Genomic DNA, 12,194 nt, shown 5'->3' with positions numbered 1-12,194 from the left:
ATAAGGATATTAAAATGGCAAAGTTAGTCCGTACTTTCATTTTTATCATAGCTTTATGGCCTATAGTAAGTTCAGCTAATGAAGCTATCAATAATGAAAGAGCAACTTCTATGCAAAATTCATTGCCTATATTACCACCAGAAAAAGTTGTTGAAAATTTTTATGAAGGTTATCTCAAAAATATAAATGAAGAAAGTTTAATAGAGCGCTATGTAACCCCTGAATTAACATTAAAGTTGTACCACTCATCAATATGCAATTATGACTCAGATGTAGATGAAAAAGAGTTGGAAAAAATCTGTAAAAAAGAACAAAAATGTAAAATAAATAGTGGAAATATTGCTTGTGACTGGGGGGGAGGGGCTTGGATTGAGACTGATGTTAATTATTTTATAAAATCACAGGATAATTATCCCTCTTGGGAAAAAAATATTGTGATATTAAAAAATGAACAAACTGCGACTCATTCGAAAATAGATTTGATTTTAGGTGATGGTACAGATCCAATATTAAATTTACAGATTATTTTAATTAAGCAGGGAAGTAACTGGAAAATCAATCAAGTGACAAAAATTTAAGGGAAAGGATTATGTGGAATATTGAGACAGCTGTCACTCATTTAAATAATAAAGCAAAATCAGGTAGTATCAGTCGTTGTGCAACATTTGTACGTGAAGCCATTGAAGCTGGAGGTATAAAAATAAGAATACCAGCGCCAAGATCTGGGTTATTGGCTTCAGCCTGTGATTATGGTCCCTCACTTGTAGAACAAGGCTTTAAACCAATTGAAAATGCAGAGCTAGTAATCAGTGATGGAATATATTCGATTTCCGGACAAACAGTTGGTGATGTTGTTGTTATAGAACGAATACCCGGTAAACATGAAGATGGACACATTGCAATGTATAATGGTCAGTCATGGGTTTCTGATTTTAAACAGGCATATGGGATCTATCCAGGAAAAGCATACCGAACTGCAAAAACACCTTTTGTATTATATCGTTACACCGGAAATCAACCCGAAGAAGAAAAGAAAGACGAAAAAACAGGCGCCAAACTAATAAAAATTGTGTATCCCATCCCTAAGAATGAACGGGGTCAAGAATTCTCAAACCTTGATGAAATCATGGCGCATGTAAGCGGGGAATCGACAGGAAACTACTTGTTGGGTCGTAATGGAATGTGGCATAGCGGTATCCATATTACCAATGCGACTACGCCTTGGTGTGCCTTAAGTGGCAATGCCATCACCGAAAAGGCGAGTTTCCCCATTCCTTATAAAGGGCAGCAAGCCATCCGCTGTATGGCGGATGGAGAAATCGTTGCCTATAGAATGAATCAAGATTATCAGCCCTTAGGTTGGAAAAACGGCAGCTTAAATTTATCCGGTTCGTTTGTATTGGTGCGCCACTATATCCAACCCGGTGAAACACAAAAGAGCGGACTGTACATTTATACCCTCTATATGCACCTGGCACCGTATTCCGCCTATCAAGCCAATCCTACATGGATTACGCAAGATAAACTGCCGACCTACTCACCGGAATGGAAAGTGGTTGCAGCCACGAATGCTTATAAAGACCAAAACAAACTAGACGCGCTACCAAAAGGCTCTGTTGTTTCTTGGGATAAAAATGATAACCAACGTCAACTTAAGGCGGCTAATGGGCGACTTTATGGTTTGGTGACGATTGAAAAGCTAGCTGGTACATCAAAATTAAATGTCGGAGAGCAATGTTGGACATTGGTGGATAACAATAACATTTTGCCTGAGAGAGAGCCGAGTTGGTGGAAACAGCTAGTCAGCCCATCAAAAGAGATGATGCAATTTGATAAGGTGGTCAGTTTAACGACATCAATAGCCATTAAGGCGGGTGAGAGTATCGGTCATATGGGCTTCTATCAAGCGCCGAAAGAACAAGGGATTGATTCGCGTTATCAGGTACATATAGAGTGCTTTAGTACCGATGACAATTTGCCTCAATTTTTGCAAAATCCAGAGAAGGTCGGGCACGATAAGCCCCAATATTTAAAATGTTTACCCGGCTTAATGTTATGGAATAAGCAAGGTGATGATTTTATAAAAACAGAGCGCGTGGTTGAGTGGGAAAAAATATTTAAACTGAGTGAGTTAAAAACAGAAAAAGGCAAAGATAATAATGAGTTTTATTTATTACCAGAATATTTAGGGGCAATACCGAAATTAACGTTAAATGAACTCAATGAAATTGAGAAACAAAAAGCACAAGAGTCGGCTTTCGGAGCATTAGGCAAAAAAACAAATGAACTCGGGGCTATGGGGCATCAAGACCAACTTATTAAAGAAAATATCGCCCAATATTCAAAATTTCTTTCCCAATACGACCTTGCAGAGCTAGGATTTAACGCATTAGTTTCAAATGTGGATAGATTCGATCACTTAAATGGCTATGTGCAACCCCAAGTCGAATTTATCAGCTCAGTTTATGAAAGTATTAAAGCCGAAATCACGGGTTCCTCTGTGCCGCAAAAGGGGATTATTGCCCATAATTATCAGCGGTTAATTAATAAGATTAAATCGGATAAACAAGAAACTTACTCACCCGAGGAATACCGCCGCGCTTTTCATAACCCGATGTTTTCCCATATTGTCAATAAAACCATAGTCAAACACCCTAGTGATTGGTATTACAAGAAAAGTGATAGTGTTTGGCAAAAATTTTTAAATATCCTCAGTGAAGAAGCACCATTATGGCGCTCTTACAGCGAAGAGTTTCTTGATAGTATGGTTTGGATGCAGGATGTAACTAAAGAAAAATTAGGTCCTGAAGTGTGGCATATGCATCCGTTAGTGTTTTTGGATTCATTCCATAGTAAAAAGTATGATTTTTCAACTAAAGAAGGCACGATCCATGCAATTATTAGTGAGTGTAAAAATCAGGGAATTTCTTTAAACACACAAATAGCATACATTTTAGCAACTGTAAAAAGAGAGACGGGGGATGCATTTCAGCCTGTACGAGAAGGAAATTACGGAGGAAGAACAGTTAGTGATGAATATAGAAAGAAAAAATTCAGGTATTACCCATATTATGGTAGAGGTTATGTACAGATAACATGGAAATACAATTATGAGAAATACTCACAAAAACTAAATATCGACATGGTTAATGAACCAGATTTAGCATTAAATCCAGAGTATTCATTGTTTATTTTAATTGATGGTTTTAAATATGGTGAATTTACAGGTAAGAAAATAACCGATTATATTAATGAGTCTAAAACTGATTTTTATAATGCAAGAAAGTGTATCAATGGATTAGATCAAGCAGATCAAATAAAAGGCTTTGCAAAGGATTACTTGGAAAAACTAAATAATGGCTTATTATCATGAAAAAAAATTATTTTATATGTCTCCTTCTATTTATACAATTTTCTGTACATGGGCAAGAAATTCGTTGTGGCTGGTTAGATAATCCTACACCAGGAAATCTTTGGCTTATCGATCGTGATGCTGAGTGGAGTATATCTCAGCAAGGAGGGTATGAATCGGAAGGAATTGAAAAAATTATTGATAATTCTATTGACCCTTCAGAAATAATTTACACTAACGGTAACTATGGTGTCAGGTGTGCCTGTTTATCTGTAGAGGTTGATAATAAATCAAAAACAATTATAAAGATATATTCTTTTGATCTGCTTAAAATCAAACAATGCCGTGATGATAAAAAAATACAACATTTTATCAATTAAACTTAATGGTGATTAGGCTTTGATATTACTGACTTAGTAGAAAACTAAGTGATAATAGTCATGAAATTTAAAAAAATGTTTCTTATGATGTTGCTGCCTTTAAGTGCTTTCTCAAATAATAAAATATTCTTTCAATGTGCGACTGAAAATGGCTCAATTAACTTGGCGTTAGTTGGTGAAAATTTAAAGTTAACAATGAAAAATAACGATTCTATTTTTATTGAGCAGTCTTCTAAATTATTGGAGAGTAAGGGCTTCTCATATAATTATTATTCTAGGTATAATACTGAGTATTACAGGGTTACTTACTCAAATAATAATATGGGTTACGCAATATATAAAAATTACGAAGATGGTCAATATAATGGTGGGTTACAAGTGACAGACTTGAATGTTAATAAAGAATATAATTATGATTGCAATAAAATACATGTCGATAAATTAGATAAATTATTAAATGTTCTTGAGTGTGATAAAGGAAGTGCTCTAGGTTGCATAGATTAATTAATATTACAGAGCAATAAAGAAAAAGTCGAATAATCTTGATGAATAATGCCATATACCATCACCAAAGTTTACGATAATAAAAAGGTTATATGATAACTATTGATGAAAGTTAAATTTTTACAAAGGAGGAGCTAATGAATAAAATCAAAATAATAGTTTTATTATCGCTATCTTTATTCAAATTAAATTCTCTAGCCACAATAAGTTGTACATAAAGTATCTCAGAGTATCCTTACAATACAAATCAGGAACCAATCGCTGAAAAGGTACAATCAAATGGTCGAGTATATTTTTTTCTTTACCAAAAAATGAATGTAAGACAAGTACCTTTTTAATAAATAACGATAAATTACTCAAATATAGAGAGGAAAATGGTTTTTCGTTTATAAATTATATAAATAAAAAGGGTGCGGTTGTTGATGGATGGGTACGGAGTGAAGATATTGTTTCCGATAATGTTGAACAAAATGGGCTTACGTACTCGGATTTTTCATGGAAGATAAATGGACAAAATGTCTATTTACTCGGAAAAGCAACTCCAGAGCTAAATACATGGGTCAAACAATCAAGATTAAAACTTCCTGAGCCTGAAAACCATGGTTTTAATTATGGGTTCGTATCCTGGACATTAACCATCCTAAATGAAATGATAATAATATCTCAAGTAAATGAAATTATTGAGAAAAGATTAGGATTTAACGACACATATGTCTCTGGAATTATATTTGTTGATGACAAATATGCAACAGCATGTGGTGTAAAAGTTGGCGATGATTGGAGTGCAGCCACTGCAAAATATGGAGTAAAAAGTAAATTAAATCCTGAGAATGATTGCCGGTTCTACCCATATTTTGATATGAAACTCAGTTTTTGCCTTGACCAATCGAATAAAGTACAGATCATTATATTTGAAAGCTACCCTGATAAACCGTATTTCTCTATACAAACAGACCAGTTAAGCTTAAGTGAGATTATTATTTAATTAATCTAAATGAATGGGACGCGAGCATATAAAACGCAAGCCAGGTTAGATATCTTAATTATGAAAGTAATATTATTATCGATATTAATTTTAACTTCTTTTAATCTTTCAGTAGCAAAAGATATCTGCCAAAAATTCAAGGTAATATCGGATAAAGAAAGGGATTTAATCGACTCGTCTCAATCAGGTTATAAGGTTATCAGTGAAGGGCGGAGCTATTTATATACCTCACCAAATATCAATTGTAAAGAACGGAATGTGTTTTTAATCAAAAATGATTTAGTAAATGCTTATGCTGTATATCGCGATTTCACTTTCATAATGTATTTAAACAAGGACGGTGAAATTATTGTAGGTTGGATTACATCAAGTCAATTAGTACCAACAGGAACAGGGATAGGGCCTGCTGATGAAAATAAGTAACAAGTTTTATCCTATATATCTATAAATTAATCATTAATTCCAAGGCGAAAAATTTAGTTATTGGTATTGTACTCCTATGGCCTACTTTAGCTTATGCCCAGCAAAGTTGTGACTATGTACTTAGTACCCCTACAGCTTCTAATCACAGAGAACTAGCTAAAATCGTTTCACCAAGTAGAGCTTATTTTTATAACGCACCAAGTAATGAATATCGTCGAAATGATTTTGTTATATTTAAAGATAGTCTAGTCGTTTTAGAAAAAGGTAAAGAGTTTAGTTATGCTGTGTATTTAGATAAAAATTCAAAAGTGACAAGTGGGTTTATCAAGAATGAAAATTTGTCAAAAACAGAATTAATATCTTGCGTCAATGAAAACGACTTTACGGTCAATGTTCATAATTTAATTTTTAAACTGAATGAGCCAACCAGTAAAGTAAAGAGTAATGTATTATCAATAACAGGGCAGGAACCATTACTATTCGATATTGGGCAAAATGATGATGGAGTAACATCATTTGCTTTAGATTATAAGTATAATAATCAGATTGTTATCTACTTATCTGCATTGAATAGTGATGTTTATAATATTGATGAAGAAACAATCACTCAAATGAATTTTACTACACCGAATCAGTTTACCTCTAGAGGGGTTGGTATTGGTGGCCATTTTAATGATGTATTAGAAATGTATGGTCATTGCGGTATCATCGAGCAACGTTCAGGTAGCACAACAATAACTTATAATTATTTTGAAAAGTCTCTTATTTTTACAATAGAAAAAGATACGATTATAGGTGTTACTTATTTAACCTTACAGTGGAATCAGATTAACTTCTGATTGATATAAATTAACATGAGAAATAAAATATTAATTTTTGTTTTTTTACTTTATTCTTTTTATGCTTATAGCGATGAAAATAAAGCAATATCTGTAGCTTATCAGTACATAAAAAATGAACTACCAGCACAGGAAGCCTGTGTTTCCTATCAAATGTATCAAGAAGATGATTATTTTTATTACATAAAAGTCAGAACTGAAAACAGAAATAAATCGTGTGCTGGAAATCCTAATATATCGGTGACTCTATTTAATTTTAAAATATCAAAATCAGATACCCAATTATATAAAGAAGATGAATTAGGTGTTAATGGTTATCAACCAATTAACGTTGAGAGTCAATATATCCACGGTGCGTACTCATATGAATATACAGGTGAAAAATTAAATGATGGTAACACATCTTTTATTAATTGGACGTTCAATTTTATTGACAATAGAACGGCAAAATTATCCATATCATCTTGGCATGAACTTTTTCGGTGTGATGGAAATTATGACATTCAGCACAATAAAAATGAAATTGAATTGATTTACAATAAAAATAATGAGGATGAGTGTGACGAAAACCCACCACAATTTACCATTAAAAGAGCTAATGGTAAATATTTTGTCAAAAGCCCATTATTCTACAACGATGTTTGGCATCCCTTGGAAAAACTGCCTAAATATTAATGCAAAGAAAAATCAGTATTATCCATAATGGCATCGATATTAATAAGGCTCAGTAAAGCATTGTTTAAAATCATATGAAATAAATATAGTGAATACATACTTCGTTATTAAATAATTCAGTCAGATCTTTAAGGACTAAACCATGCAACAAATTATTCGTAAAGGGGATAAAACCACCCACGGTGGCACCGTGCTAACGGGCTCTGACACCATGAAATTCGGGGGCATTGGGGTGGCACGCAAAGGCGATCAGGTTTCTTGCCCAAAAAAAGGTCATGGTCCCACGACCATCATTGAAGGCAATCCTAACTACCTCGATAACGGGATACCTGTTGCTTTTCAGGGGCATAAATGCGGTTGCGGCTGCACCTTAATCAGCTCCTTTTCTCCTGCCAAGGTAGGCTGACATGCCTGTTTGGCTTAACACCATTCCGCCTGCTGCCGCGAAAGTGCCTCGTCCTAATACACGCCGCTGGTTAGTGGCGTTATTGATTATCGTATTTATGGGTTTTGCGCTGACCTTATGGTTTTGGACAAAAGACAGAACGGGATTAATTTTTTGGTTTACTGCCGTGGGATTACCTATTTGTGGTTGGGGTTTAGCCTTCGGTGCGCGGCGGATGGCGTATAAAATGCAACAGGTGGCTGCAAGCACGTGGAATGACGAACGCGAAACACTGATCCAATCTGAAATCAAACGCGGTCAGCGATTCGCCTATTTATTGGATGCTTATATTGAAACGCCTGCGGGGCAAGGTGCAAATCGCAGCCTTGAAGCGATCAACAAATCGGTTCCCTTTGTGGCGTTACAACCTTCTCGTTCAAGCAATCAGCTTGTTCGTTATGCGCCTTTAGCGGCGTTTGACCAGCCAGACTCGATGTTGATGCTCACCGACTGTATCAATAACATCGCAGTAAAAATTCAACCGATATTACAAAAAATCCCCGATGATATCCCTTGTTACTGCGTATTGGAAATCGATAGTGCGTTACAGCCACTAACTGAGCCAATCTTGTTGGAAACCTTAAAAAAACAAAGCTCACACGTTTTTCGTCTTATATCGGGGCAAGGACTAGAGGCCATCGATGCATGGTTAGATACCCGCTGGGATGTTCCTTCACTGTTTCTTGTCGTGTCTATCGGCTATCACTCAAAGCCCGAGGAAGATAATGGTGAGGCCATTGGCAGTCTTCTCCTGAGCAATCGACTAATCCGCGATATCCCTTGTACCATTCGCTTTCATCGCCCAGAAAAAAGTCACCATGACAATCTGTCTCAAGGTTTATCTCAATCCATGTTATGGGGAAATGTCCCCCCTGAAACGATCTCTGCGGCATGGGTTGCAGGGCAGTCAGTAGACGAAGAGGGGGACTGGAGCAAAGCCTGCGAACACAACCAGTTGCAATTTAGCATGAGCAAGGCCAATAAAATGATTGACCCGGTTCTAGGGAATACAGGAAAAACGGCGCCTTGGATAGCCACGGCCTTAGCCGAGGCCAGTTTGAACCAAGACAATGCTTCTGCTGCCCAGCTGATAGCAGTTCAACCTAAGCTCGAAGATAACGAAATTTGGATAACGGTGATTTCACGCCAAACAGACAATAATAAGGAAAGCACAAGACATGTCTAAGGTGAAAGTAAAAACATTGATGGGTGCCACCGCCGTCGTGTTGATTTTTTTAATTATCATTGTGGCTTTCTTATTTTACGCTTTTCCTGAATCGATGGCGTCATCCCTCGGATTAGGCCCTTATGAGGGTGATCGCATTTTAACCGTGAGTTGTTTGGTCGCTGTATTCGTTCTGCTATTGGGCTGGATCACCGAAAAGCTGTTTACGCTCTCTGGAAAATCCGGGCTGTATGTTCAATGGGGTAAAAATAAGCAACAGCAATTATCAAAAAATGCCTCCGTGATTGGATTCGATGACGAGCAGGGTGAGGCGGTCATTGATGCCAATACGATACAAGTTCACCTTCGATTACGCTATGGGCGCTTTTGGCGACGCAAGGTCAAATTATTGTTGGTTCAAGGGCAAGATGCGGAGATTGAATTCGCGACCCCTGGATTAAAGCAAGAAGGTTGGCAAGAACAGGATGGCGTGGTGTTATTTTACGGCGGGGCTCCGGAGCAAGTTTTACCGGATCAATACCTTTCCTCAATCCAAGCGGTGAGTCCAACGCGTCCATTAGATGGTTGTGTTCTTGTGTTTGACTTACCATCTCTGCCTACGCAGGTTGAGCGAGATAATGTTTTACGCCGCCATCAACAGCTGTCTTCATCGCTGGGTTGGCGTGTGCCCGTTTGGTTATGGTTAATTGAAAAGTCGCTATGGAAGGAAGAAAGTGGCACATCATCGCCCATTGGTGCTGTTTTTCAGTCAAGGGCAACACCTGAACAGGCCGTCGCAGATTTAACTGACTTAGTCACACCTTTGCGGGACGCGGGCATGGAAGTGCTATTGCAATCACCTCAGCAGAGTTGGCTATTGCGTATCAGTGAGCAGTTACAAAAACAACTCCAATCTCAATTGGGAGCATTACTCCAACACATCATGGCAGGGCATGCTTCATTACAGGTTCAAGGGGTGATCCTCAGCGCGGAGCAACGCTTTCCTCACCGCCAGAGTAATGCGCTTGGGAGTTCATCCGTCTGGCAAACCTTCTTCAATACCGCATCCGGCCTCAAAGCCAAAAAATTAGGTTGGAATGCAAGGCAAGCCGCTCAGGTTACCATCCTCACCTTATTATTGTTGTGGTGTGCAGGCGCAATCACGTCATTCATCGTGAACCAAACCGCTATTCGGCATGCAGAAGAAACCGCTCGCATTGCCGCAGATAAACAAGTTCCACTCGGGGAGCGTTTGAAAAATCAGTATGTGCTTCAAGAAGACATTGCCCGTCTGCAATACCGTAAAACGCATGGGGCACCGTGGTACACCCGTTTTGGGTTAAATCAAGACAGCCAAACTTCAGCAAGGCTCTGGCCGCTATATACACAAAATCATCAAGCGTTAATGAAAGCCGCGACGATGGATGAGCTAAAAATGCAATTAGCGGCGTATGTCGCATTACCGCCAGCGAGCAGTGCACGGGAACAAAATACACAGCTAGCCTACAACGCCTTGAAACTCTATCTGATGTTAGCTTCAACCGACCACGTTGATACCACTTGGCTCACACAAAATCTCTTGACGATTTGGCCTGAACGTAGTGGCGTTTCGAAAGGGGAATGGCAACATCTCGCCCCATCGCTATTTCAGTTCTGGGCAGACAATCTTCCTAAGCATTCTGAACTGTCTCTCAAACCCGACATGACCTTGGTAAACACCACGCGTAAGATTTTGTTAAAACAAATCGGTCAACAAAATGCGGAAGCGGGTCTGTATCAAGAAGTCTTAAAACAAGTTGCCAGCAATTGGCCCGATTTAACCTTAATGGACATGGTGGGTGATACCGATGCACAACTGTTATTTAGCACTGATGAAATAGTCCCTGGCGTGTTTACCCGGCAGGCGTGGGAAGAGCAAGTCAAAGCCGCCATTGATGAGGTCGTCAATAAACGCCGTAATGAAATCGACTGGGTATTAACCGATAAGACCCAAGCGGTGGATAACGAGGTCTCACCCGAAGCTTTAAAAGCCCGACTCACAGAGCGCTATTTCGTGGACTTCGGTAACAGTTGGCTCAATATGATCAACAGCATTCAATGGCACCAAGCGGATTCGTTATCGGAAGTGATTGCGCAGCTGAATGTGTTAGCTGATGTACGCCAATCCCCACTGGTGGCGTTAATGAACACCTTAGCGTGGCAAGGTAAGACGGGGCAAAAAACCGAGGCGCTTGCCGATAATATTGTGGATTCTGCGGTGAAATTGCTAGACAAGAAAAAGCACGTTAAGCAATTTATTGAACAAAACCAAGCGCCTAAAGGCCCGCTGGATGACGTATTTGGTCCGATCCTGGAGATGATGGACGGTAAGGATGGTACCGGGAAAAATGGCAATCTCAGTTTCCAATCGTGGCTGGCTCGTGTCACCCAAGTCCGTCTGAAATTACAGCAAGTGAGTAATGCGTCAGATCCGCAAGCGATGGCAAAAATGTTAGCGCAAACGGTTTTTCAAGGTAAAACTATCGATTTAACTGACACCTTGGATTACAGCAACTTAGTGGCAGCCAGTTTAGGGCAAGAATGGAACAGCTTTGGGCAGTCTCTGTTTGTGCAGCCGTTAGAACAAGCGTGGCGACAAATCTTATCGCCAGCTGCGGATAACCTTAATACCCGCTGGCAAACCACCATCGTGGCACAATGGAACAAAGCTTTTGCAGGGCGTTATCCGTTCAACGCGACAGGGAGTGATGCGTCATTACCGTTACTTGCCCAATTCTTACGTAGTGATTCAGGGAGAATAGATCAATTCATCAAAAGCAATCTGGGGGGCATTGTCCATAAAGAAGGCAATCGCTGGGTGGTAGACCCGTCGATGAGCCAAGGCTTAACCATCAACCCGGAATTCCTCAAAGCCATTAATCAGTTGGCGGATATCGCTGACATTGTGTTTGCACAAGGTGATGCCAATATTCGATTTGAATTGATGGCGAGACCGTCCAAAGGTGTCGCTCAAGTTCAGCTGGTTCTTGATGGTCAAAAACTGGATTACTTCAACCAAATGGAAAGTTGGAAAAGTTTTATCTGGCCGGGGGAAAGCTATTATCCGGGCGTGACGCTCAATTGGCAAAGTGTGCGTTCGGGAATGCAAATCTACGCAAACTATCAAGGTAATTGGGGATTGATACGCTTATTAGAGCAAGCCGAAGTTACACAACTCGACAGTAGCCGTTATCAGTTGGTGTGGCGCACGAAAGGGGGCGAAACATTACGATTTATTTTACGCAGTGAACTCGACAGTGGTCCACTGGCCTTGTTAAAACTCCAGCAGTTCCGCTTGCCTAATAATATCTTTCTGAATACCTCCGATGTTGTGGGTGACCTTGTTGACCCACGTTGACTTAATTGATGAGAGGCTCGGTCAAGAGC

Annotated in this window: 11 protein-coding genes; all 11 read left to right on the top strand. The window is 39.0% G+C overall.

All coding sequences use genetic code 11. The features are described from left to right. Nucleotides 1-14: 14 nt before the first annotated feature. Nucleotides 15-578 (top strand): DUF3828 domain-containing protein, encoded by a 564-nt coding sequence (locus ACWPW6_RS12895; protein ID WP_196714073.1) that lies wholly within the window; start codon nucleotides 15-17, stop codon nucleotides 576-578. An 11-nt stretch (nucleotides 579-589) separates the two neighbouring features. Next, nucleotides 590-3,373: a glycoside hydrolase family 19 protein gene (locus ACWPW6_RS12890; RefSeq protein WP_249999110.1), complete on the top strand. Its 2,784-nt coding sequence runs from the start codon at nucleotides 590-592 to the stop codon at nucleotides 3,371-3,373. Beyond that, nucleotides 3,370-3,732, top strand: coding sequence for a DUF4087 domain-containing protein (locus ACWPW6_RS12885; protein ID WP_249999108.1), 363 nt, complete (start codon nucleotides 3,370-3,372; stop codon nucleotides 3,730-3,732). The genes ACWPW6_RS12890 and ACWPW6_RS12885 overlap by 4 nt, the downstream gene beginning before the upstream one ends. Before the next feature lie 60 nt (nucleotides 3,733-3,792). Then, nucleotides 3,793-4,236 (top strand): hypothetical protein, encoded by a 444-nt coding sequence (locus tag ACWPW6_RS12880; RefSeq protein WP_249999107.1) that lies wholly within the window; start codon nucleotides 3,793-3,795, stop codon nucleotides 4,234-4,236. Nucleotides 4,237-4,885: 649 nt separating this feature from the next. Next, nucleotides 4,886-5,221 carry a hypothetical protein gene (locus ACWPW6_RS12875; protein WP_249999105.1) on the top strand — a complete coding sequence of 112 codons (336 nt, stop codon included), beginning with the start codon at nucleotides 4,886-4,888 and terminating at the stop codon, nucleotides 5,219-5,221. A gap of 60 nt (nucleotides 5,222-5,281) precedes the next feature. Beyond that, on the top strand, nucleotides 5,282-5,644 hold the full coding sequence (locus ACWPW6_RS12870) for a hypothetical protein (RefSeq protein WP_249999103.1): 363 nt from the start codon (nucleotides 5,282-5,284) through the stop codon (nucleotides 5,642-5,644). Between the two features lie 284 nt (nucleotides 5,645-5,928). After that, nucleotides 5,929-6,483, top strand: a complete 555-nt coding sequence (locus ACWPW6_RS12865) for a hypothetical protein (protein ID WP_249999102.1) — start codon at nucleotides 5,929-5,931, stop codon at nucleotides 6,481-6,483. Between the two features lie 15 nt (nucleotides 6,484-6,498). After that, complete coding sequence (locus tag ACWPW6_RS12860; protein WP_249999100.1) at nucleotides 6,499-7,158, top strand: hypothetical protein; 660 nt, start codon at nucleotides 6,499-6,501, stop codon at nucleotides 7,156-7,158. A 142-nt stretch (nucleotides 7,159-7,300) separates the two neighbouring features. Then, nucleotides 7,301-7,564 carry a PAAR domain-containing protein gene (locus ACWPW6_RS12855; RefSeq protein ID WP_006662537.1) on the top strand — a complete coding sequence of 88 codons (264 nt, stop codon included), beginning with the start codon at nucleotides 7,301-7,303 and terminating at the stop codon, nucleotides 7,562-7,564. A gap of 1 nt (nucleotide 7,565) precedes the next feature. Beyond that, entirely contained in the window at nucleotides 7,566-8,789 is a 1,224-nt protein-coding gene (locus ACWPW6_RS12850; protein ID WP_249999098.1) for a hypothetical protein, read from the top strand. Continuing rightward, nucleotides 8,782-12,165: an ImcF-related family protein gene (locus tag ACWPW6_RS12845; protein WP_249999096.1), complete on the top strand. Its 3,384-nt coding sequence runs from the start codon at nucleotides 8,782-8,784 to the stop codon at nucleotides 12,163-12,165. Before ACWPW6_RS12850 ends, ACWPW6_RS12845 begins: the two co-directional genes overlap by 8 nt. The last annotated feature ends 29 nt before the right edge of the window (nucleotides 12,166-12,194 follow it).

Source organism: Providencia sp. Marseille-Q8014 (genome assembly GCF_965112055.1).
The sequence above is the reverse complement of the archived record's forward strand: the minus strand, read 5'-3'. Positions and strand labels throughout refer to the sequence as shown.